Raw genomic sequence first — 24881 nt, forward strand, 5'->3', positions numbered from 1 at the left:
GAACCAAGAATACTTAGTGTTTAGCTGGTTCGTTTACTGAAGATAATAGGGCTTGAGTAAATTTTTCAGCAATTACTTTACGTTGTGAAGCTGGAATTTCTTGATTTAAGATGTTGGTTGCAATATTTCCAACAATCATTAGAGATAGATCGGCAGATGCTTCATGTTTGTCTAAAACGTTGACCACTTCGGCCAGCATTTGTTCAATTTTTTCGTTACTGTATTTTGATGTAATTGGCATAGGATGTTTTGAATTAATGATAGTGAAAGCGACCTATGATAACCTACTATTAACGACAACTAAAAACCTTTTCCATTATGAGTCTTACCCTTTCTAACGTTATTTTGCACCAACTTGTCAAAAATGACCAAGATGAATTAGAAGTTCATCTTAGAAAACAAACGCTTGAGAATGACACATCCACAGAGCATTTAGTTTCTGAATTGCACCGTGTATTTAGTGCAAAAGGTGGCAAAGGATTTGGTACTTTTAAAGACGACAGTGAATTCGGTTCATGGCTTAAAAGCCTTCGTAAATCTGAACTGCCTTTTATTGATTTCTCCAATCAGTCGGCAGAGCGCTTAAAGCAAGAGTTGGTGAAATACCCGTTTGCGGAAGCAGGAATTTTGATCATCGCTGAGTATCAGTCGTTGGCGACGGAATATCTATTTGTTGGTTTATTGTCATCAAGCCAAAGCATGAAAGTCACTGAGCAGTTGGATATTAGTGCGACTGACTATCTAGATATCAGCAAAATGGACATCGCGGCACGAGTTGACTTGTCGACATGGGAAACGGACAGCGAGTCCAACCGTTACCTGACTTATATTAAAGGGCGCGTAGGACGTAAAGTGGCTGACTTCTTCTTAGACTTTATGCAAGCGGAAGTGGGCATGGACAGTAAGCAGCAAAACTTGGTGTTAATGCAGGCCGTGGAAGATTACTGTGCCGATTCTCGTTTGGATAAAGAAGAGAAACAGACTTACCGTAAGCAAGTGTATGATTACTGCAACGGTCAGCTGCAATCGGGCGAAGAAGTCACGGTGAAAGAGCTGTCCGGTGAATTACCATCAAGTGATGATGGCTCTGATTTCCATCAGTTTGCGACTCAGCAAGGGTATGAACTTGAAGAAAGCTTCCCTGCGGATCGAACCTCATTGAGAAAGTTGACTAAGTTCGTTGGTGCTGGTGGTGGATTATCGGTGAATTTTGATAGTCTTCTGTTGGGGGAGCGTGTGTTTTACGATGCGGAAACAGACACGTTAACCATTAAAGGTACGCCTCCAAATTTGAGAGAGCAGTTGACGCGTCGTTTATCGAGTGACGATTAGAGTGAAAAATAGCGCCCGTAGAAGGCGCTATTTTTTTATTAAATAATGTATATAAAAATAGGCAACTTAAGTCGCATAATAAAGAGTAGTTCACTACAGTTAGGGAAGGTGTGCTATTAGCTATGGAGAGGTGAAAATGGTTCGTCATGATGACAAAAGCATAACGTTAGAGCAGAATGAAACTCGTGTCCCCTTTTTCGAGCGGCAGACTATTATTTTTATTGCTGTTTTGGTGTTATTGGGCGGCGCTGCTCTTTCATTTTTATCTTACCAAAATAGTCAAGTGACCATCTTAAAAGAGAATGTGAGGCAGCTACAATCCTCCATTGCAGGAGTTACTCAATCGTTGTCTTTTTCAAGTTCCATTCACTCTCAAAATACGCAGCAGGTTGAGCAGTATGCGCAGCAGTTTGACGCAGCATTATTGGCCGTGAATAACGTGGATATCCCATTTGTTTTTAAACCGCGCACAGAGCAGTTTATTTTTACCAGTAAACTTTTTTCAGAGCAGCTCGATCAGCTTCTTGCAAGTCGAACCAGTATTAATCAGCTTGCACAAGTTATTAATAGCTCTTTAGCAAACCAAGACAAAAGTGATGCAGCCAAAGCGATTTATCTGAGGTTGTACAGTTATCTATTTTCATCTTTAGGAGGGGGCAGTAACCTTCCGCAGGCAACGGAAACCGAGCAGGGATATTACTACATTATGGATGATCTATTAGGGTTGGCGTCTCAGCTACCTAGAGAAGAACAACAGACCGTAGAGAAGTTGCTGCATACATTAGCCCCGTTACTCGCTCGATATAGCCAATTTCAAATGGCGATAAATGATTTATTAGAACACCCCACCAATAGTGAAGCAGAGCAGTTTTTAACGTTGCTTGAGCACTTTTCTGCTCAATATTACAAATACATGATCAGCATTATTTTAGGTGTAGCCCTGTTGATCGGGGGAATGTTGGTTGCGCGTATACGTATTTTACATCAGCTAGTACAAGAAGGAACTGAAGCTGTTCAGGGCACGAATGAAAATAAAAACTCGGCTGATGAAAATGGTGCTGTCACCTCAAGTTCAAAAGACCGTGAACCGAATGAAGAGGTTTTGCCTTGGCCTGAGATGGTGACTTCTGTGTCAGAGAATCAGGCTAATTTGAACAGTAATGAAGTCATTGGTTTAAAAAATAGTGAAGAACTTCAAAAAAACGAGCCAACTCATTCACTTTCATTTGATTTTGATAATAGTGTAAATAGTTTACCTCAAGAGCCTACCCATTCAGAAGCTAATGAGCCAGAGCCACTGACTTCCACAGAGTTGGATATTTCGGTAATTGACAAAGAAACTGTGGATGATTTAGTAACTCCACTAGGCCAAGATGGCAGCTATTTTTGCTTAGATTATATGATGGAGTGCATGGGAGGCGATTTAGAATCAGTCATTATGTTGCTTGAAATCTTTATTCAAGACCATAGTAATGATGATAAAAAACTTGCTGAAGCCATTCGGAATAATGAGTCTGAAATTGCGACCCGCATTGCTCATAGCTTAAAAGGTGTGGCTGGCAGTATTGGCGCTGAAGGGTTGAAAAAACAATCAGAGCTAGCCGAGAAAACCTTGAAATCAGGTGGTGTACCAGAACAAGCGGTATTAGATGAATTGGCACACCAACTGTCTGAAACGTCTGCAGGGGTAATGACATTTTTGGAGGCACAAACGTCTAATAACTCAACGGTATAAAGGATGTAGGTTGTCAGTGAAAGACGATAAAATTGCGTGGTATCAGTCTCTTAGTATTCGAGGCTTAGTTTTATTAGCTGTGCTCATTTCTGTGATGGGAGTTTCTATTATTGCGGTAATGGAAACCACAGGGCGTAAACTCACTATGCAGGCGTCTGAAAAGCGGCTACTAGCCCATACAGAGTCAGTGGCTCAATCTTTAATGCAAGTGAGTGCCAAGATTGAAGGGGTGGCATTTTCGTTTGCTGAGTTTGTCAGCACCTCGCCAGAAAATCATGTCGCGGTGGATTTTATCAGCCGTATTTTGACTAATAAGCAGAGTGGTCATTTAATTGCTGGCGGTGGCTGGTGGCCTGAGCCATACATGCGTAGCCCTGATAAAGTATTAGACAGCCTATTTTTTGCAAAAGATGGTAATAATCATTTGGTTCAGATGAATGATTATAATTTCCCAAGTACGCATCCGTATCAAAATGAAGAGTGGTATGTTCCTGCTAAATGGCTACAGCCAGGCCAAGCATATTGGTCTCAGTCTTATACCGATCCTTTCTCTGGTAAGCCCATGGTCACGTGCAGTGTGCCTTATTTTCTTAATGGCCAGCTCGCTGGCGTAGTGACTATTGATGTCTTGCTTGATGAGCTGCATGTTTATTTAAACCAAAAAGGCGAGTCGTTAGGCGGCTACTTGATTTTATTGGATCGTATGGGGCGCTTTTTATCTTACCCAAATCAATCTGAAGTGATTAATAATCAGGGTGATATTCCTCAGTATATTTTTAATAAAGATCTTGGTGAAACGAACGAATATTATAGTCCGATCGCTAAAGAAGTGATCAAAGTCATCGATCAAGCTCGAATTGAAAATCAGAAAAACACCCAAATTAAGCAACTGGCTCAACGTTTGACCCAAGATTCAATTATGATGGGGTTTGGCTATTCAATGCGAGTTGCTAATGATCTTCATACGAGCGTGTCTTCTTTTCAGCAGTCTGACGCTGTATTTGATCTGCTGTTAGAACAAGACCCTATTTTGGGGAAAGAAAGCTTTATTACTGGCGTGACGCTTCCTAAAACGAGTTGGATGCTGCTTGTTGGAGTCCCACTACATACCATGTTGGTGGAATCGGCCTCATTAGAATTTAAGCTACTTTCAGTATTGATCCCTGTTGCTTTGTTCATTTTAACGCTTAGTTTTGGGGCTATTCATTGGCAGCTGGTACGGCCGTTGCTCAAAGTGCGTAGGAGTATGTTAAAGCAAAAAGATAATGATGACTTTGTGCCTTTGCCTATCTACCATAACGATGAATTAGGCTCTTTAGTTAGCGAATTTAACCAGCGTAGTGCTACATTAATTGAAACTCGTGAACAAGCACTCAGTGCCGCCGCTGCAAAACAACAATTTTTAGCCAATATCAGTCATGAAATACGAACTCCCATGAATGGCATCATGGGGGCGGCAGAGCTGATGAAACAAGAGCAGTTAACCCATCAGCAAACGGAGTATTTGGCTATTATTCAACACTCCAGTAAAAATTTAATGTCGTTGCTCAATGATATTTTGGATTACTCAAAGTTTGATGCTGGAGGTATTACTTTAGAGGAAGTTAGGCTTAGCCCAGAGCTAGTTGGGCGCAATGTCTTTAATTTGATGAAACCGTCTGTGTCATGTAAACGGGTGGATTATCAGTACTATTGTGATCCGAGTATTCCGCAATATATTTTGGGTGATCCCACCCGGATTCAACAGATCATGCTGAACTTGTTAGGTAATGCCATCAAGTTTACCGAGTCGGGTTATATCCACTTCTCGATGAGCAGCATTCACGATGAGCATCAAAATAAGTTTATGCTGATTGAGGTGTCGGACTCTGGGATTGGAATTGCCGCAGATAAATTAGAGCGAATTTTTGATATTTTTTCCCAAGCCGATGAATCGACTACCCGTAAATTTGGAGGAACAGGACTTGGCTTGTCCATTACACGTCAGTTGGCTGAATTGATGGGAGGGGAGGTTCGTGTTGATAGTGTGGTAGGAAAAGGTTCGACATTCTGGGTTATGCTGCCACTGACGATGGCAGAAAAAAATGATGAACCGCCACATGAAAGTTCCTCTGATACTGAGATTGTTGTTCCTGAGAAACCGTTTTATGGCATGAAGTGCCTAGTTGTAGAAGACAATAATATCAACCGGATTTTGGCCAGTAAGTTACTCACACGATTTGGTTATCAGGTCAGTACTGCGGAGGATGGACTTGATGCGTTAGAGCGTTCCAGTGAAGAGCTGTTTGATGTGATCTACATGGATATGCAAATGCCAAGAATGGATGGTGTGGAGGCGACTCGTGCGATTCGAGCATCGAGTTCAGCCAATCAAAGTACTCCGATTATCGCCATGACAGCCAATGCAATGCAAGATGATATTTGGCGTTGTTTAGATGCGGGTATGCAAGGCCATATCGCTAAGCCCATTTCTGAAAATAACATTTACTCTGTAACACGCACGGTTTTGGAAGAGAATGCTTGATGTTAGGTTAGTCTTGTAACTATGGGTGGTGTTATAGCCAAACCACTTTTTAGTTAGGTCATAGCCTTGATCTCTATCAAAGGGATTTCTTTGTAGTGACGCATAATAGCGAAGCTATGAAAATGACTAATTTATCATCATCACAAATACAACGAGAGCTTGGCTCTATTCAGATCATGATCCGTTTGTATTGTCGAGTACTGCATCGTGGCGCTAAGTTATGCCCAGTATGTACAGAGCTAACAGAGTACGTTGAAAATCGTTTACAGCAATGCCGACAAGAAGAAGCCAAGCCACTTTGTGTTTCTTGTTCAGCCAGTTGCTATCAAGCAGCTAAACGGTTGGAGCTAAAGCATATTATTCGTTGGGCGGAGCCAAAAATGTTTCGCTACCATCCTGTATGGGCATTTCGTTACCAAGTATGTAAACAAATCAGACATGTTATGTCTTCTGTGCTTCGCAAAGGTGCTTAACTCTTTTGTCTTAAACTTTCTCATCATTGAAATAAAAAAGCGCTGAACAATCAGCGCTTTTTTGTATTTGATTATATTTTCCGGCTTATGCAGTTTGCGCAGACGTTACTTTTTCTTCTGAGCTTTCTGTTATTTCGGCCGTTGGTGGGCAGCGATCCACAAACCATCCCATGTAAGATGAAACAATCGTTACGATAATACATACAAAGCTCAACCACATGAATGGTGCGTAAGAGAAGGTAGCGACACCAAGAATGCTTGCCATATAGATGCCGTTATCACTCCAAGGAACCATGCCTGAAGTTAATGTACCGCCGAATTCAGCGTTACGAGACAGGTTTTTACGTTGGTAGCCTAAGCGGTCATAGTTTTTCGCACAAATCTTAGGCGTTAGGATCAGGGATACGTACATTGCAGAGCCAAATACGTTACCTAAGAAAGCGGTACCAATGGTAGACGTTGCTAGGCTGCCTGGGCCTTTCACGCGTTTTTCGAAAATTTTCGCGATGGTTTCTAATACGCCAACTTTATCCAGTAAGCCACCAAAGCCTAGGCCAAATACGATAACAGCCACAGAGCCCAGCATCGAAGACATGCCACCACGATTTAGGATAGAGTCAATGAACGCTACGCCAGACTCAATCGAGAATGGGGCCCATGCAGTGTTAAAGGCAACTAAGAAGTCAATGTCTTGTACCATTACAGCCCAAGCGATACCCAATAGTGACCCGAAACTGATCACAGGGAATGAAGGCATACGCATCGCTAACAAGCCAAGTACAATCACCACAGGGATAAATGAGAATGGTGTGATAACAAATTGGTTTTCCATCGCTGTGATCACAGATTCTACTTGGCTCATGTCTACATTACCTGCGTAATGGAAGCCGAAAGCAGTGAACATGATACCCGTGATAATATAGCTGATCAGAGCGATTGGTAGCATACCTTTGATATGCTCCATGACTTCGACCCCAGACATGGAAGAAGCAAGGATTACAGAATCTGACAGTGGTGACATTTTGTCGCCAAAGTAACAGCCAGACAGAACCGCACCCGCAGTAATTGGCGCAGGTACACCTAAGCCTTGTCCTATCCCCATCATGGCAATACCAGCAGTACCAGCTGCACCCCAAGAAGTGCCTGTTGCAAGCGCTGTTAGAGAGCAGATGATCATTGTGGCTAGTAAGAAAATAGATGGGTGGATAGCTTTAAGGCCATAGTAAATGATGGTAGGAACGATACCACCAGAGATCCAGGTACCCACAAGAGCGCCCACAGCTAATAAAATTAATACCGCTCCTAGACCATTAGATACGCCATTGAGGGCTGCTTTTTCTAGCGATTTATAATCATGCCCTAATTTAATACCTAGAGCGATGATCACAAACCAGCCGATGTATAGCGCTAGTTGGATCGGTAAATCAAGTTGTGCAGTAAATGAAAATGCGAGAGCTAGAAAAAAACCAAGTGCTAAGACCACCTGTATAAGAGAGGGCAGTCGTACCGTTTTCTGATTCATATTCAAACCTTGCTTCTAGTTAGTTATCGCGAAATACCGATCAAAAGTGATAGATAAAATGAAACAGCATTCGCTTTTATATGGTCATCTTCATTTCGTTGTTTGAAGATGGGCTCAGTGCGTACTTTATATGATCGTTGCCCAGCTATCGATAGATAGAATATTGTTCTGTGATATTTATCTTTGAGGTGGCAGTAAATGTATATTTACATGGTGAGTTTGTTGTGATTTTGTGTTTTATTTTGTGTTTATGTGTTCTGTGAATATTTTATTATTGATTATTTTTGTTTTGTAATTGTCTTTATTTTTTGTTTTTTGTGAAGTTTTATTCTTTATATTTTCCGTATGTGGTTTTAATTGTCATTAAATTTTTAAAATTGGTTCTTTAATCTTATGTGATTTTTGTCATTTATTTTTGTAATTTATGATAAATGATAGGTTGGTTCTCTTGTGGTTAATTGGTAGATATTAACGATATCATCCTTTCTTTTTTACGGGCGATTTTCCTTTTTGCTTTGCAGTCCTTGGGCAGACGATAGATCCATATTCATTAACGGAGTGTTAAGTCTCGGTTTCAGTCTTCTTCATTTGTTTTTTCTCTAATCATGTTTTTTCTGGCACTTTTGTTAAAAATAATCTTGTTTTCTTACGCTGAAACTTTTATAGATGGGGGAGATAAAACTAACATGGAGTGTATCAAGCAATGATGAGAGTAGGATTAGTAGGCTGGCGTGGTATGGTTGGCTCAGTATTAATGCAGCGTATGGTTGAAGAAAAAGATTTCGATCATATCGAGCCTGTATTTTACAGTACGTCTCAAATAGGTATTCCGGCCCCCAACTTAGGTAAAGATGCAGGTTTACTGCAAGATGCTTTTGATATTGAAAGCCTTAAAAAGCTAGATGCAATCATTACTTGTCAGGGGGGGAGCTATACGGAGAAGGTGTATCCTGCTCTGCGTCAAGCTGGTTGGAAAGGTTATTGGATTGATGCTGCTTCTACATTACGTATGAAAGAAGACTCAATTATTGCCCTTGATCCTGTGAACTTAGCGCAAATCCAGCAAGGTATTCAAACGGGCACTAAGACATATGTTGGTGGTAACTGTACAGTAAGCTTAATGTTGATGGCTTTGGGTGGTCTGTATGAGAAAGGCATGGTTGAGTGGATGAGCGCCATGACTTACCAAGCGGCTTCGGGAGCCGGCGCGAAAAATATGCGTGAGCTTATTTCTCAGATGGGTGTCGTAAATGACTGTGTAAGCTCAGAGTTGGCAAATCCAGCAAGTTCAATTCTCGATATTGATAAAAAAGTCGCAGATACCATTCGCTCTTCCTCTTTCCCTACGGATCAATTTGGTGCACCGCTTGCGGGTTCGCTTATTCCATGGATTGATGTGAAACGTGAAAATGGTCAAAGCAAAGAAGAGTGGAAGGCGGGTGTTGAAGCCAATAAAATCCTCGGCTTAGACGGTTCACCAATTCCAATTGATGGAACATGTGTTCGTATTGGTGCCATGCGTTGTCATGCTCAAGCTTTAACGATCAAGCTAAAGCAAGATGTACCAATGGACGAGATTGAAGAGATCATTGCCACTCATAATGACTGGGTGAAAGTGATTCCAAATGAGCGCGACATTACCGCGCAAGAGCTGACTCCTGCAAAAGTGACGGGTACGATGTCTGTTCCTGTTGGCCGTTTACGTAAAATGTCGATGGGTAACGACTTCTTGAATGCGTTTACGGTGGGTGATCAGCTATTGTGGGGGGCAGCGGAACCACTGCGTCGAACATTACGAATTATTCTAGCAGAAAAAGCATAATGATCTTTTTAGATAGAAGTTGTTATTGCTAGTCGAGTAATAATAAGAAAAACCGATACATATGTGTGTCGGTTTTTTGTATTTTATATGTTTTCATTTCGTTAATGTGCTTAATGGGCTTTTTATATAAGGTTACCTTGGTCCCAAAACTGGTTTGTTGATAGGAACAATTACGGCTTTTAATCAGTCGTAGTGATAGCTTTGTCACACGCAGTTAGGGATTGGTTTATTTATGAGTATTAGTAAAGGATTCACATTTTTAGAAATGATTGGTGCAACAGCTGTCGCTAGCGTTTTGGCGGTTACAGCTGCTCCTCGATTTATTGATTTCGCTGCGGAAGAAAGAGCGGCTGCAATTAATGGTGCGGTCGGTGTCATTAATTCAGTGGCAGAGAACACATACAATCAGGCTGTAATGAATGGCGCATTACCACTTCAATCTCAGCAGAGTAGCGATAATGTAGCTTTAGCTTTTGGTTACCCTGAAGCCTCCTCATCAGGCATTATCAGTGCTATTGAAAACAAAAGCTCGATCAATCGTGAAGGTGGTTGGACTTACCGTGTCGCTTCAACGTCCTCTCAGCGTTCAGTGATACTTACTTTAGCTAATATTGATTCTGCTTCTTCTCAACATTCATTTGATCAGATCCTTTCTAGTCACTGCTACGTGCAGTACATTCAGCCTCAAAACAACGTTGCATTAAGCTACCAAGTACAATCTGAGACTTCGGGCTGCTAAGCTTCGTGTGCTTTTATAACAAGCAGGGCGCATTGAATACGCCCTGTAAAGTGTAAGTACCGTTCTAACTACTGATTTTCTTTCTCGTTGGGTGGGATCACACGTAACTCTGGTGACGGTAATTCGCTGCCACAATGTTTACAGTGCAAGGCATCCGTATCATGACCACTTTTGGTGCAATTTAAACAACGTACTAGCTGTCGATGTGCATTCATTTCTTGGCTGAGTTCAGCCGTAATAATTCCCGTAGGAACCGCAAGGATCGAGTAACCTAATAACATGGTTAATGCCGCAATGGCTTGCCCTATCGGCGTTTGAGGTACTAAGTCACCATAACCGACAGTGGTAATGGTGACGATTGCCCAGTAAATACTTTGGGGGATGCTGGTAAAGCCATTCACTGGTCCTTCAATCACGTAAATCATGGAACCAAAAACGGTTACTAAAATCGCAACGGTACTAAAAAAGATAAAAATCTTTCTTTTCGCCATGAGCAGTGAACGTAATAGAATGTTGGAATCTTTTAAATAACGAACTAGTTTGAGTACGCGGAAAATTCTCATGACACGGAGTAAGCGGATCATGCCCATGTAGGTGGCGTCAGGGAAGAAGAAAGCCAAGTAGGTTGGCAAAATGGCTAACAAATCGATGATGCCATAAAAACTTTTTGCGTACGCCCAAGGCTTAGGTGAGCAATATAATCTAATCAGATACTCTATGGTAAATAGCCCAGTAAAAAAGTACTCCAAGAATTTTAATTGTGGCGCCCATTGAGCATGCACGCTGGGGATGGAATCTAAAATTAAAACAATTTCAGAGGCTAAGATTGTGGCAATTAAGCACAAATCAAACCAGCGTCCAGCTTTGGTATGAGTTCCAAAAATAACGATAAATAAGTAATGGCGTAAGCTGGCTCTGGGCATAAAAGGTCCTAACCTGTTATGAAAATAGGAAATAAGAAGCGCAAAAAATCCGCTTTAAGAGTTAAAGCGGATTCTATAGCGGTAAGTATAAGGAATTAAGCGAGCCCAGGGAATAGGTTACGCAACCCGTTTGCAATAAACTCAATACCTAGTGCCCCAAGAATAAGCCCCATAATACGTGTGATCACGTTGATGCCTGTTTGCCCTAAGAATCGCACAATCAGTGGAGCAGAGCGGAATAAAAGCCACGTACCTAATGCAAAAGCGATCATGGTTAATATTAGGCCGATTGTGTTGATCATCGTTGGGTAGCGAGATCCATACACAATAGTAGAACTAATGGCGCCTGGGCCAGCCATTAAGGGCATTGCTAGTGGTACAACACCAATTTGCTCTCTGCTTACATATTCAGATTTTTCTTGTTTGTTCTGTTTATCTTCACCCAGCTTTCCGCTCATCATTGAAAAAGCAATGCTCAGTAATAACAGCCCTCCTGCCACTCGGAATGAATCGAGTGAGATACTGAACATATCGAGTAACATTTGGCCAATTAATAGCGATACGATCAAAATAGAGGCTACAGCGATGTTGGCGGTGATGGCTGTTTTTTTCTTTTCTTCTGCTGACATATGTGCAGTAAGAGAGACAAATACCGGCATGATGCCCACTGGGTTAACCGCAGCAAAGAGCCCGAGAAAGAATTGAAGGTAAATCGCAAGTTCAAGGTTAAGCATTCAACTGACTTCTTTAATAGTAAGTGGGGCAAATTTTGAGGGTAATAGAAAGGTCTTTTTTGCGCCAATGAAAAAAAATAAAGTGAATGGCTAGGAAAACTAATATCTTTCTAACTTGTTAAAACTGTTACTACTAACACAAAAATGAGAAAAAATAGTGATTTAGGCTACCTCTTTATAGCTATGTTCTCAGGAGTGGATATACTCGTCCAGTAGCACATATTTTATGTATTGTCTTTTTAATATTTGTTCTTAAAAGTGAAAATTTATTACAAAATAATTTATGTGCATTTCATTTCTTATTGATACTTCCGCAAGTTATTTCGAGCTTGGTAATAAATAAAATTACATATAAATCAATATCATATGTTATTGATTGGTATGTCATTAGTACTTTAGTGGTAAATAGTTCATCAGAACTGATCTGAATCAACTTTTTCAAAACTATGAAAGATTATACTCAGTTTTGAAAACAATTTACTAAGAATGCATGTTGCAAGTACGTCACATTGAGGCGGTATAACTTGTCATGCAGAAGGAATTGAGCAGCATCCTTAATAAATAGTTTTTAATATTTTCTTTTAGGAGATTCATTATGCCTGTAACTAATTTAGCTGAACTAGATGCTCTTGTCGCACGAGTAAAAGCAGCTCAAGAAGAGTTTGCAACATATTCACAAGAGAAAGTCGATGCTATCTTCCGTGCAGCATCTCTGGCAGCTAACCACGCACGTATTCCTCTAGCACAGCAAGCGGTAGCGGAATCTGGCATGGGTATTGTTGAAGATAAGGTTATCAAAAACCACTTTGCGTCAGAATTCATCTATAACAAATACAAAGATGAAAAAACATGTGGCATTCTTGAAGAAGATGACAACTTAGGCACAATGACTATCGCAGAACCAATCGGTATTATCTGTGGTATCGTTCCAACAACGAACCCAACTTCAACGGCTATCTTCAAATCTCTTATTTCTTTGAAGACACGTAACGGCATCATTTTCTCCCCACATCCACGTGCTAAAAACTCTACAAACGATGCAGCGAAGCTTGTTTTAGATGCAGCAGTAGCGGCTGGTGCACCAAAAGACATCATCGGTTGGATTGACCAACCTTCAGTTGAGCTTTCTAATGCTCTTATGAAGCATGATGGTATTGCACTTATCCTTGCAACTGGTGGTCCAGGCATGGTTAAAGCAGCATACTCTTCAGGTAAGCCTGCCATCGGCGTAGGTGCTGGTAACGTGCCAATCGTTATTGATGAAACGGCGGACATTAAGCGTGCTGTTGCTTCTATTCTAATGTCTAAAACATTCGATAACGGCGTTGTATGTGCTTCAGAGCAAGCAGCTATCGTTGTTGACGAAGTATACGACGAAGTGAAAGAGCGTTTCGCATCTCACAAAGCTTACGTTCTATCTAAAGCCGAAGCCAATAAAGTACGTAAAGTGCTTCTCATTGACGGTGCACTAAACGCGAAAATCGTTGGTCAACCTGCTCCTGCAATCGCTGAAATGGCGGGTGTTAAGGTTCCTGCTGACACGAAAGTACTTGTTGGTGAAGGCTTGGGTAAAGTGTCTTACGATGACGAATTCGCCCATGAGAAATTGTCTCCAACTCTAGGTTTATTCCGCGCAGACGATTTCGAAGACGCCGTTGCTCAAGCGGTAACTATGGTTGAGATTGGTGGTATCGGTCACACATCTGGTCTTTACACTAACCAAGACACCAACACAGACCGCATTCGTTACTTTGGCGACAAGCTGAAAACGGCACGTATTCTTGTAAACATCCCATCGACTCACGGTGGTATCGGTGACCTTTACAACTTTAACGTAGCACCGTCTCTAACTCTTGGTTGTGGTTCATGGGGTGGTAACTCTATCTCTGAGAACGTAGGTCCTAAGCACCTTATCAACAAGAAAACTGTAGCGAAGCGAGCTGAAAACATGTTGTGGCACAAACTACCTAAGTCTATCTACTTCCGTCGTGGTAGCCTTCCAATCGCTCTTGGCGACCTAGAAGGTAAGAAACGCGCATTCCTAGTTACTGACCGCTTCCTATTTAACAATGGTTACGCTGATGACGTGGTTAGTTTACTGAAAGCACAGGGCATTGAAGTTCAAACTTTCTTTGATGTAGAAGCAGATCCAACGCTATCTGTAGTTGAGAAAGGCGCAGAAGCAATGAAGAGCTTCCAGCCAGATGTAATCATCGCTCTAGGTGGTGGTTCACCAATGGATGCAGCGAAGATCATGTGGGTAATGTATGAGCACCCTGAAACTCACTTCGGCGAATTAGCTATGCGCTTTATGGATATTCGTAAGCGTATCTACAAATTCCCTAAAATGGGTAAAAAAGCTGAGTTGGTATGTATCACAACTACATCTGGTACAGGTTCTGAAGTGACGCCATTTGCCGTTGTTACTGACGACAAAACCGGTGCTAAGTACCCATTAGCGGATTACGAAATCACGCCAAACATGGCTATCGTAGATGCTAACCTTGTTATGAACATGCCTAAGTCTCTAACAGCATTTGGTGGTTACGATGCAGTAACTCACGCATTAGAAGCTTACGTATCTGTTCTTGCGAATGAATACTCTGATGGCCAAGCTCTACAAGCGCTTAAAATGTTGAAAGAGTACTTACCATCAAGCTACGCAAATGGTGCTAATGACCCAATTGCTCGTGAAAAAGTACACAACGCGGCAACCATTGCAGGTATTGCGTTTGCGAATGCTTTCCTAGGTGTGTGTCACTCTATGGCTCATAAACTGGGTGCTGAGTTCCACTTACCACATGGTCTAGCAAATGCGTTATTAATCTCTGATGTAGTGCGTTACAACGCGAACGACAACCCAACTAAGCAAACTGCATTCTCTCAATACGACCGTCCACAAGCACGTCGTCGCTACGCTGAAATCGCTGACCATCTAGGTCTGACTAAAGCGGGTGACCACACTGCTGAGAAGATTGAACGTTTACTTGGTTGGTTGGAAGAGTTGAAATTGAACCTAGACATTCCAGCGTCTATCAAAGCGGCGGGTGTTCCAGAAGCAGATTTCATGGCGAAGCTGGATGAGCTATCTGTTGAAGCATTTGATGACCAATGTACAGGTGCTAACCCACGTTACCCATTAATCTCTGAGCTAAAAGACGTCTTAGTCGCGGCTTACTACGGTAAACCATATGTAGAAGGCGAAACGTTTGAAGGCACAACAGTGATTAAGAAAACGGAAAAAAAAGCAGCGAAAGCTAAGAAAGAAGAAGCTAAAGCATAACTCAATGAGAGAACATTTTCGCTAGCACGAAATGTAAGCTCAAACAGTAAGCAAGTCGTTAAAGCCCGCCTCTTTTGAGGTGGGTTTTTTTATGAGCGGAATATCGTGATGGTATTGTGATTGAAGGGCGTTAAATTTCTGCCTCAATCATTCTGCCATTAAAGTAGTCGTTTTGGACGATGTACTCGGTACTGCGAATAAGCTCATAATGGAGGCGGCTATCACTAGGGTGTACCCCCGAATGAGTTGAATTGTGGTGGCTCGGTGTAACACCACCAACTCGAATATTAAATTGGGTTAGCTCTTTTGCCCAACTAACGGTAAAACCGGTGAGCATGGCTCTTGTGTTCTCTAGAGTGCCGGAGTTGGTGTCTGATGAGTTAGCGGCTAAGTTTACGATTACGCCTTGTTTACTGTGCTCTCGCATATTTTTCGCGGCTTGTTTACCGTAGTTAAATAGTGCAGCAGACACTTCAGTCAAACGTTCACTGAACATATCCGCAGAGCCATTTTCAAGTAGGCCAGGTAACTCGTTACCGACCCAATTATTGATCAATACATCGACACCGTTTAAGAAGTGGCTGTCGATGTAGGTAAACAGTTGTTTGATGCTTGCTTTACTGTGATCCTCCAACAGGACGGTATGTACATTTTCATTCAGTACTTTGCAAAGTAGATACGCTTCGTTTAAGGCTTCGCTGTTGGTGTCCGCTAAAATAAGCTGAGCGCCTTGGGCTGCAAAGTGACAAGACATACTTTTACTTACGGGGCTACCTGCCGAAGTAACCAGAATTACTGAATGAGTGATATCCATGTTACGGTCCTATTTCAGTCTTTAAATCCGAGTAAAGATGCATTTAATGAATAGACCAGATCATGGAACCAATGCTTTCAATTGGGCATGGGTAGATGATAGTTATCTTTGGTCTTAAACCGCGATTAAATGCGATAGATAACATAATGGTAGATAAATGAAAAAACGGGTGTGAAAGGAGTCAAAAATAAAATGATAAAATGAGATAACTTCTCAAAATACGGCTTTGCTCACAAACGTAATGGATAGTCGTTATTAGTCGGTAATTTGTGCTAGCTGTTAGAGGTTATCGTTTTTATTTGTGTGGATTTTTTTTGATAAACAAAGAGTTATTTGTTTGATTGTAGTGGGTGTTTTTTTCTGTACAGGTTTGTATTACAAACTAACGTCGCAAAATTGAGAGTCATGGGCACTAAATTAGTGCGAAGATTTAAGCGTATAGGTTCATTTCTGCATTGCGCTTAGAAACAACCAGCTCGTTGTAAAGATCTTGTGGAATGGCATCCATGATTTTTGTTGCGTTATTTTCAAGGCTACGACGTTCATGGCCAGATAAGTTGTGGTATACCTCTTCAGGTAAATCGTAAGTGCCTTGAGGCATGTGGGCTACCGCATCAGGGCGTAAACCATGGTGAAGTTTTGCACTTGCAATGCCACCGTTATGGAAAGAGTCAGCTTGAGCTGCTGCACGGTGGTAAGACTCTTCATCAGAACGTAATGTTTGTGCATCAGCTACACCAAATTTACGTCGTAGAAGCTCTTCTGTCGTGTTGCTTTCAGCGATTTTTTCAACCGGAGTTTGCTCACGTAAATCGTTAGACAGCATAGACATCATCAGTGCGAAATCAGCACGACGACCAGCTTCAACGGCATGACTTAAATTGTCACCTAATTGAACTTCGTTGATTAATCTTGCTTTGTCTAAAGTATGAACTTGCATGGCTAAACTCCTGTGCTGATATACTCTTATCGGCGACAGTGAGAAAACCTTTAGCTTTTTTCGGAAAAAAATTGCCTCTTTTCGGAAAAAAAATGCCGTGTTAATTTAACTTTTTGAATATTAATAAAAAAGCCAGCGGTTAAACTGGCTTTTTTATTTGGTTTACAGCGTGTTTTTAGGCAGTTTTATTTTTAAAACTCATCCATACATCATTATTTTTTAGTTTTTCCATTGCCACATAAGCGATTGGAACCACAAATAATGAGAAGAAAGTGCCGGCAATTAAGCCCCCCACGAGTACTAAGCCAATGTTAATTCGGCCAATAGAACCTGGGCCTGATGCTAATGCCAGTGGTAAAGAGCCCAGAATCATGGTGATGGCTGTCATTAAGATCGGGCGCAGTCGTGATTGTGCGCTGCTTAATGCTGCGGCAATTGGTGTGAGCCCGCGTTTTAGTTCGGTGTTGGCAAATTCCACCAATAGAATACCGTGTTTGGTGACAAGGCCCACCAAGGTCAGGAGTCCAATGTTGGTGTAGATATTCATGCTTTGACCAGTAGCAGCTAACGTCAGTAGAGCGCCAACAATACACAGTGGAACAGTCAACAGAATGATCAAAGGATCAACAAAGCTTTCAAATTGTGCTGCCAGAATCAAGTAGACAAAGACAACAGCCAGTAAGAATAAGATCAGTGTTCCTTGTTGGGAGTCCATCAAGTCTTTTACGACACCGTTGTAGTGGTACTGCTGTGATCCTTGCAGTAAGTTTGGTACTTCTTTATCTATAAAGGTTTTGATGTCACTTGCGCTGTAACCAGGCATTAATGTTGCCGTGATTTTTGCGCTGTCTTCACCCATGTAGGTTAAGATGTTTGATTCTCCTGTTGTTTGTTCAATTGATACAAATTGCGATAGTGGCAGGCTTTGTCCGGATTCTGAATTGACGTAGATCTTGTTTAAGATGCTGAAGTCAGACAGTTGAGCACGATTAAGCTGTACTTGTACTGGGTAAGTAAACCCATCGGTAGATTGTAAATCTGTTGCTTTTACCGAGCCTAAGAACGTGGATAGGGCATTGGTAATGTCCCCGTAATTGACACCAGATAAGGCCAAAGCATTTCGATCTATGGTCAGGTCGTATTGCAGTTGATCTTTCAGCATAGAATTCGAAACGTTAGTGAGCCCTGGGTACTCTTCCAGTAGCTTCACAACGTTGTCCGCTGTTTTTGCCAGTGTTTCAGTGTCTCTGTCTAATGTGGTGACCTGTAAATCCAGGCCCGTCGCTACATTTAAACTATCAGCAGAGCGAACAGTGAACGACACATTGTAAGCGGAAAGATCTTTGTTGGCTTGGGCAATAAGATCGGCAATCACTTGATCAATGTCTTCAGTGCGCTCTCCCCACGGCTTAAGTAGGACATGGTTCGTTGGTGCGCCTTCAATGTACGATAAGTTGGTTTGAATTGAATTTTGTTCGGTGAAAATAGAGTTCAATTCAGCATTATGTTTCTCGTGATAGCTTCGGCCTGCGCCAGTTGGAGCATCGGAAGACACTTCAATGAAACCGGAATCTTCAGTTGGTAGTAGCACTTGTGGAATGTGCCAGTAAGCAGCACCTGCTAGCCCTAAAAGAACCATAGTAACGCTTGCCAATATGGCTTTACGGTTCAGCCACTTTTTTAATATGGAAATATAGCCATCAGTCACTCGATTTAAGCTCGCATCAATAACGGCAAACCAGCGTGGTTTTTTGGTTACTGGGCGCATTAAGCGAGCGCTCATCATTGGTGAGAGTGTCAGAGCCACTAGGCCAGAAATAATCACCGCCGCAGAAAGCGTAAATGAAAATTGCTTAAATAAGTTGGCTGTTAGACCGCTCATAAAGCCGATTGGCATGTACACCACGGCTAAGGTCAGCGTCATAGAAATAACAGGAAAGACAATTTCTTTACTGCCTTTTAAGGCCGCTTCTAGTGGGGTTGCGCCTTCTTCGATATGGCGATAACAGTTTTCAGCCACAACAATGGCATCATCAACCACTAAGCCTATCGCTAAGATGATGGCCAAAATGGTGAGCACGTTAATACTAAAGCCCAGTAAGTGCATGACCGCAAATACGCCGATCACACACACAGGAATGGTGATGATAGGGATAGACGCAATACGGATGTTACCAAGGAACAACAAAATGACCGCAGAAACAAGAACCACAGCTTCCAGAATGGTTTTGAAGCCTTCGCTGATGGCTGCATCAATGAAATCGGCTTGGTTATACACCATTTCCATGGTCATGTTGTCTGGCAGCGTGGTGTTGATTTGCTCGATCTTGGCTTGAACCGTTTCCGCCACTGTTACTGGATTAGCACTGGTTAATGGCAAAATTTGTAGCGACATGGCCGCCGAACCATCAACCGATAATTGACTTGGTGACAGGCTTTCTTCACCCATTTCCACTTTTGCTATGTCTTTAATACGAACAATTTTGCCATTATCAACACGTAGGACGAGGTTTTTTACATCATCAATGCTATCAAGTTGGTTGATCGGATTAATGGCGAAGTCTTTCACTTCCCCTTTGATGGTACCTGCGGTGAACGTGGCATTAAATGAGCTTAATGTGGACACCACCTGACTTGCACTGACGTTAAGTGCACTCATACGCTCTGGCTGTAGCCACACGCGAACCGCTTTGGATGAGCCACCGTATGGGCCCCACACGGCACCAACACCTGGCAGGTGCTTAATTTGAGGCACAAGTTGCTGACTAATGTGATCATGCATGGCCTGCTTTGCTTCAGGGCTGCTGTCGCTGGTGGTGAACAGAATGATGTTACTAGCACTGTTTGTTTTGCCTGAATCATCCGTTACCGTTGGCTTGTCCGTCATGCTTGGTGGGAAGTCGTTGATCGCATCAATGTTGCTTCTGAGTTTATTCATGGTGTTGTCGTAATCAACATCATCAAAGAAGCGAATATCCAAACTACAGCTGTTTTCGCTGCAGTTTGTTGTCATGGTATCAACGCCATCTAAGCCAGTGACGGCATTAATGAGCTTGTCGGCAACATTGCGAGACATGAACTCGGCACTGGCACCTGTAATATTGGCTTGAACGCTGGCGCTTGGCGTTTCATATTCTGGAAAATATTTTATATCGAGCTTTTGAAATGCGAGTAGGCCAAGTATGACAATGGCAATACTCAGCACGCTCGCAAATACAGGGTGTTTAATGCAGACTTCTGGTAATCGCATTGTTTTCTCCTGTGGGTGATTGAATTAGGGATTAAAGCTTATTATTTAGTTTCTTGTAGTTTCGCTTCTTGTGGCTTGGTTTCTTCTGTGTCGTGATTTTTTATGGCTACACTATCGCCTTGAGCCAGCTTTTGTTGCCCAGTTGCGACAACTTGTTCATCAGCAACTAAGCCGTTGGTGATGGCGACCATGCCGTTGTTCATGTTTTTCCCTAACTGCACTTGTTTCTGTACTGCTTGGTTATTTTCAATGACCCACACAAAACGTTGATCATTTTTTGCAAACACTGAGTTTTGCGGTACCGCTAATACACTTTGGCTTTGATCCAAGTGGTGAGTAATGTTGGTAAACATACCCGGTGCGAGTTTTCGGTCGGCGTTTTTAATTCGAGCAAAAACACTGATGCGACCTGAGTTGGCATCGACAGACGGTGCCACATACGTTACTTGGCCTTCAAATTCTTGTTCTGGGTAAGCTTCGACTGAAATAGTGACTTTTTGATCGGTATTGATTTTTCCAATCATCTCTTGGCCTAACGAGTACTGAACTTCAATTGGATCGAGGTTTACTAAATTGACTAAGGCCGTTGAACTTGAAATGTTGCTGCCAACAGACAAGGTAAAGCTGCTTAGTTGGCCATTGAATGGTGCAACAATTTTATAGTCATCTAAGATGGATTGCTTTTGCAGTAAGTCGGCCGTGGCTAGACGTACCTGCTCTTCAAGTTCTTCAAAATCTTGCTTAGATAAGGCGTCAGGTTGTTTCTTCAGTAAGTCGGTGGTTCGATTTAGCTTATTTTGGGCAATTTTTAGATTACTTTTAGCTTTATCGAGTTCGGCGGTGGCTTGGGTATTTTCTAGGTTGGCAATCACGTCGCCTTTTTTAACGTTAGCACCGTCAGCAAAGTAGATATTTTTTAGCTGGCCATTTGTTTTAAATGTCAGCTCTGCATAATCGATGGCATGCAATTTACCAACATCAGTCACTTGGGATGGTATTTGATGTTTTTTAACTGAAGTCACTGTTACAGGTACAGAATTTTGGCTAGTAGCTTCAACTGCCTCATTGGTATTTGCATTAGAAAGCAGAGGGAGCGTGATCATACCGGCTGCAAATAGAGCGAGAGCAAAAAGGCTTTTTGTCATTTTTATAACCTGAATCTATGGAGTTGGCGCAAGTATAAAAATGAGAGGGGTCTGTTAATGTCAGCGCTGAGTGAGAGAATGTCAGAAAATAGTTTCTTTACGTAAATTTACAAAAAAGACCAGCACGATGGCTGGCCTTGTAACGATTTCGTTAAGCAGGAGAAATTAAGCTGCTAGGTTTTTCGCTACGAATTCCCAGTTTACAAGTGCCCAGAAAGCATTCATGTAATCAGGACGTACATTGCGGAAATCAATGTAGTAAGCGTGTTCCCATAGGTCAACAGTTAGAAGAGGAGTAGTACCTTCTTCAGTTAGTGGCGTAGCTGCGTTAGACGTGTTCACGATTTCTAGAGAACCGTCAGCTTTCTTAACAAGCCAAGTCCAAGAAGAACCGAAGTTGTTGATTGCAGAATCAGTGAACTTCGCTTTGAACTCTTCGAAAGAACCAAATGCTTTGTTGATTGCATCTGCAACGTCGCCAGTTGGCTCACCGCCAGCGTTTGGCGCTAGACAGTGCCAGTAGAACGTGTGGTTCCAGATTTGTGCTGCGTTGTTGAATACACCACCAGTAGATGTTTTGATGATCTCTTCTAGAGATTTGCCTTCAAACTCAGTACCTGGGATAAGGCCGTTTAGCTTAACAACATAAGTGTTGTGGTGCTTACCGTGGTGGAAATCTAGAGTTTCTGCTGAGATATGTGGTTCTAGTGCATCTTTTGCGTAAGGAAGAGCTGGTAATTCGAAAGACATTGCTCGTTTCTCCATTATAGTGGGTAGGGATTTTAGCCCCTAACATTGCTTCCAGTGATTATTATTTTTTGTGTCTATTGTCTTTTACGACTGACTGAAATTTATTTTAGCAAGTTTTTACTTTATTAAAAGCCTAATCCGTAAATATTTGCCATATTAATGCCCCTATTAACGATAGGCATTTTTTTCTGTGGCGTTACAAAGTAGAATCAATCTAACAGTAACCAGTGACCATTTAGAGGAAACAATGGAAACTATCGAAAAGATCAAACAGCAGATTGCTGAGAACCACATCCTTCTTTACATGAAAGGTTCACCAAAACTACCTAGCTGTGGTTTTTCTTCTCAAGCATCTCAAGCACTTATGGGCTGTGGTGAGAAATTTGCTTACGTAGATATTCTACAAAATCCAGACATTCGCGCTGAGCTTCCAAAGTACGCACAGTGGCCAACTTTCCCTCAACTTTGGGTTGAAGGTGAGCTAATCGGTGGTTGTGACATTATTTTGGAAATGTTCCAAAAAGGTGAACTACAGCCAATTATTAAAGAAGCAGCAGAGCGCCACGCAGCATCAGACGCTGAGTAAAGATGCGTTAAGCTTTAACCTAATAGAAAGCCCTAGCTATTGAGCTGGGGCTTTTTTTATAAAGCAGATTATTTGTGATTTAGAATTGCAAAATGCAAAAGGATGTTTTTAATTGATTGAAAAATAAAGGTTAAAATATTGGCGGCTATTTTGCTGTCTGGCTTTTATCTCAATATGTAAAGGGAAGTCAGATGAATTTAAAGCAATGTAGTGTTTTATTTATTCCGTTTATAGCTAGCCCTTCTTATGCCATTACTTATGAGCACCCGTCTGGGGATCCCGAAATCGGGTATAGCCTATTGGGTAAACCAAGTTCTGCTGTAAATGTGAGCGCGAGCTTACCCAGTGATGTTCTTACCAACGTCTACTCTATGTTGCCTGAAGGGAAGGCGGTTAATTCGGATTACATCGCTTCTGATATTCAAACCAATATTAGTATTGATAGCGATTTAGTGGGTCATGCGACGGTGAAAGTCACTTTTCTGAATGAAGGTGCTTGGTATCGCAATAGCATGGGGTATTTTGTTTACCCGACGGATGCTCCACCGACCTCCATCGCAGACGTTGCCAGCCATAACATTATTTTTCCAAACGCCTCCAAACCACCTGAAGGGGAATTAGAAGAAGGGGATCAAGTTGAACTTGGCATTGAACTTCTTGCTGGGCAGAGCATTGGTTTTTTCATTATTCCTCATGGTTGGGGACTTGGAGGAACGTATGGAAACATTCAGTGGGATGGGCCGTGGAGCCAGCCATTCTACAGTTGGTCAAACTTAAATCCTGAAGTGGAATACATTAATAAGCGCCATAATGTGCTGTTTATCGATACTTTGAACCAGTTTTTGGTGATGGGGTTTGATGATCAAACTTGGGACTATGGTGATAAAGATTTTAACGATTTGCTTTTTACTGTGCATGTGACGCCTTTTAATGCCGTTGATGGCGTGAACATGGACGGTTCTTTAGATGCTGATGCTTATTATCCGTTAGAGCACAGCAGTGACGGCGAAGATGTTGTGAGCTATTACCCTTCGTTAACCGGTGTTGCCACACTAGCATTTGAAGACAATTGGCCCCATGAAGGGGATTATGACTACAACGACTTTGTTACCCAATATCACTTTACTCAGACTCACAATAGTCAGAATGAATTAAAGTCGCTTCAAGCAAGTTACACGGTTCAAGCTATTGGGGCCAATTATCATAATGGCTTTGCACTACGTTTACCCAATGTTGCAAAAACAAACATAAAGTCTGCCACTTTGACACTCAACGGCACCCCAGTAAGCCATGAATTTATCGATGCATTGAACGATGAAGCGGTCTTTATTATTTCAAATGATCTCTGGGAAGACGTGAGTACCGATTGTGGGATGTTCCGTACTTTTCAAGACTGCCGAGAAGCGGTCAGCTCTGAATTTCAGCTTAATGTCGAATTAACAACGCCAGTGGCAGCGTCGCTGGTGGGACGAGCTCCGTATGACCCATTTATTTTTGCGACCCCTGATATTTACCATGGTTTGTTTGGGCCGACTTATCCGCCAGGCCGTACTTGGGAGCTACACCTTAAAGGCTTTGATGGAACATCTGCGTTTAATGCTGGTTTTTTAGGAACCTATGATGATAAATCCGCCGGGGATTACTGTTTTATCAATGAAAACAATGTGCCTTGGGTACTCAATATTGCGGATCGTTGGGATCACCCTAAGGAAAACAGTGACATTATTCAAACGTATAACGATGTGTTGGAGTGGGTGAATAGCGATGGGTTTACTCATACCGACTGGTATAAACGTGAGCGTGGCGTGACGTCTCGTTTGTATGAATAGGAGGCATTATGAAGCAGGCAATATTATTGATAGGGATGGTTATTGGTGCGGTTTCTAGTTTGTCGGGGTGCGGTGGTGGCGATGGAGGTTCAACAACAGGATCGGCTTCATCCTCGCCAGTCGCTAGTGAACTGACAACGTCGGATGATCTTGTGGCATCGGCGGAATTTGATTTTCGTGTCGACAGAGAGATTACCGTCACGATTCAAGGAAAGTCTGATCAGCCTGGGGCGTATAGTATTTATTATGATTATTCCCACTACAATGAAGAATACGATCGTTATTACCCAGATAGTACAACCAAAATTGTGACCATTAACGGGGCAGCTACGCATATTCCAGTTAGCATTAATGATAACTGGAAGCACTTAGTCGTTGAGTGGCTGCCGTATTCAGGTAAAGAGCGAGAGCTATACCAGTTGGTGCCCATTAGCGAAAACGATAGTTACTTTATTGATATGCGCTAATTTTTCTTTGGTT

The 24881-nt window shown here is 42.0% G+C and carries 19 protein-coding genes; 10 read left to right on the forward strand and 9 right to left on the reverse strand.

Going from position 1 to position 24881, the window contains the following annotated elements; all coding sequences use genetic code 11:
- Positions 1-13: 13 nt before the first annotated feature.
- Positions 14-241, reverse strand: a complete 228-nt coding sequence (locus MHO82_RS03275) for a YejL family protein (RefSeq protein WP_239182420.1) — start codon at positions 239-241, stop codon at positions 14-16.
- Between the two features lie 77 nt (positions 242-318).
- Between MHO82_RS03275 and yejK the strand changes: the two genes are divergently transcribed.
- The 4 genes from yejK (at position 319) to MHO82_RS03295 (ending at position 6064) form a co-directional block, all read left to right on the forward strand.
- On the forward strand, positions 319-1332 hold the full coding sequence (gene yejK, locus MHO82_RS03280; RefSeq protein WP_239182421.1) for a nucleoid-associated protein YejK: 1014 nt from the start codon (positions 319-321) through the stop codon (positions 1330-1332).
- A 136-nt stretch (positions 1333-1468) separates the two neighbouring features.
- Positions 1469-3067: an Hpt domain-containing protein gene (locus tag MHO82_RS03285; RefSeq protein WP_239182422.1), complete on the forward strand. Its 1599-nt coding sequence runs from the start codon at positions 1469-1471 to the stop codon at positions 3065-3067.
- A 16-nt stretch (positions 3068-3083) separates the two neighbouring features.
- Complete coding sequence (locus MHO82_RS25850) at positions 3084-5591, forward strand: ATP-binding protein (protein ID WP_239182423.1); 2508 nt, start codon at positions 3084-3086, stop codon at positions 5589-5591.
- A gap of 122 nt (positions 5592-5713) precedes the next feature.
- Positions 5714-6064, forward strand: a complete 351-nt coding sequence (locus MHO82_RS03295; protein WP_239182424.1) for a nitrous oxide-stimulated promoter family protein — start codon at positions 5714-5716, stop codon at positions 6062-6064.
- A gap of 85 nt (positions 6065-6149) precedes the next feature.
- Here the strand turns inward: MHO82_RS03295 and nhaC are convergent, their stop codons facing one another.
- On the reverse strand, positions 6150-7586 hold the full coding sequence (gene nhaC, locus MHO82_RS03300; protein ID WP_239182425.1) for a Na+/H+ antiporter NhaC: 1437 nt from the start codon (positions 7584-7586) through the stop codon (positions 6150-6152).
- A 706-nt stretch (positions 7587-8292) separates the two neighbouring features.
- Here nhaC and asd point away from each other — a divergent pair.
- Positions 8293-9408: an aspartate-semialdehyde dehydrogenase gene (gene asd, locus MHO82_RS03305; protein WP_239182695.1), complete on the forward strand. Its 1116-nt coding sequence runs from the start codon at positions 8293-8295 to the stop codon at positions 9406-9408.
- A 232-nt stretch (positions 9409-9640) separates the two neighbouring features.
- The gene (locus MHO82_RS03310) at positions 9641-10147 is read left to right on the forward strand and encodes a hypothetical protein (protein ID WP_239182426.1); all 507 of its coding nucleotides are present in this window, start codon (positions 9641-9643) and stop codon (positions 10145-10147) included.
- A gap of 68 nt (positions 10148-10215) precedes the next feature.
- On the opposite strand, the gene MHO82_RS03315 is transcribed toward MHO82_RS03310, so the two are convergent.
- The gene (locus tag MHO82_RS03315; RefSeq protein WP_239182427.1) at positions 10216-11070 is read right to left on the reverse strand and encodes an ion transporter; all 855 of its coding nucleotides are present in this window, start codon (positions 11068-11070) and stop codon (positions 10216-10218) included.
- A gap of 95 nt (positions 11071-11165) precedes the next feature.
- Entirely contained in the window at positions 11166-11804 is a 639-nt protein-coding gene (locus tag MHO82_RS03320) for a YchE family NAAT transporter (protein WP_239182428.1), read from the reverse strand.
- Positions 11805-12399: 595 nt separating this feature from the next.
- Here MHO82_RS03320 and adhE point away from each other — a divergent pair.
- The gene (adhE, locus tag MHO82_RS03325; protein ID WP_239182429.1) at positions 12400-15087 is read left to right on the forward strand and encodes a bifunctional acetaldehyde-CoA/alcohol dehydrogenase; all 2688 of its coding nucleotides are present in this window, start codon (positions 12400-12402) and stop codon (positions 15085-15087) included.
- 130 nt (positions 15088-15217) lie between these two features.
- Here adhE and MHO82_RS03330 read toward each other — a convergent pair whose 3' ends face one another.
- The 5 genes from MHO82_RS03330 to sodB form a co-directional block, all read right to left on the reverse strand.
- A complete protein-coding gene (locus tag MHO82_RS03330) occupies positions 15218-15901 on the reverse strand; it encodes an SDR family oxidoreductase (RefSeq protein WP_239182430.1) in 684 nt (227 codons plus the stop codon).
- Positions 15902-16331: 430 nt separating this feature from the next.
- Positions 16332-16841 (reverse strand): VC2046/SO_2500 family protein, encoded by a 510-nt coding sequence (locus MHO82_RS03335; protein ID WP_239182431.1) that lies wholly within the window; start codon positions 16839-16841, stop codon positions 16332-16334.
- Positions 16842-17016: 175 nt separating this feature from the next.
- Positions 17017-20091, reverse strand: a complete 3075-nt coding sequence (locus MHO82_RS03340) for an efflux RND transporter permease subunit (protein WP_239182432.1) — start codon at positions 20089-20091, stop codon at positions 17017-17019.
- Between the two features lie 41 nt (positions 20092-20132).
- Positions 20133-21236 (reverse strand): efflux RND transporter periplasmic adaptor subunit, encoded by a 1104-nt coding sequence (locus MHO82_RS03345; protein ID WP_239182433.1) that lies wholly within the window; start codon positions 21234-21236, stop codon positions 20133-20135.
- Positions 21237-21401: 165 nt separating this feature from the next.
- The gene (gene sodB / locus MHO82_RS03350; protein WP_239182434.1) at positions 21402-21986 is read right to left on the reverse strand and encodes a superoxide dismutase [Fe]; all 585 of its coding nucleotides are present in this window, start codon (positions 21984-21986) and stop codon (positions 21402-21404) included.
- A 247-nt stretch (positions 21987-22233) separates the two neighbouring features.
- Between sodB and MHO82_RS03355 the strand changes: the two genes are divergently transcribed.
- From MHO82_RS03355 to MHO82_RS03365, 3 genes are all read left to right on the forward strand, one after another.
- Positions 22234-22572, forward strand: coding sequence for a Grx4 family monothiol glutaredoxin (locus tag MHO82_RS03355; RefSeq protein WP_239182435.1), 339 nt, complete (start codon positions 22234-22236; stop codon positions 22570-22572).
- Between the two features lie 191 nt (positions 22573-22763).
- Positions 22764-24401, forward strand: a complete 1638-nt coding sequence (locus MHO82_RS03360) for an LruC domain-containing protein (RefSeq protein ID WP_239182436.1) — start codon at positions 22764-22766, stop codon at positions 24399-24401.
- Between the two features lie 8 nt (positions 24402-24409).
- Positions 24410-24868 (forward strand): hypothetical protein, encoded by a 459-nt coding sequence (locus MHO82_RS03365; RefSeq protein ID WP_239182437.1) that lies wholly within the window; start codon positions 24410-24412, stop codon positions 24866-24868.
- The last annotated feature ends 13 nt before the right edge of the window (positions 24869-24881 follow it).

Origin of the sequence: Vibrio sp. Of7-15, from assembly GCF_022347565.1 — a bacterium.
Taxonomy (GTDB): Bacteria; Pseudomonadota; Gammaproteobacteria; order Enterobacterales; family Vibrionaceae; genus NORP241.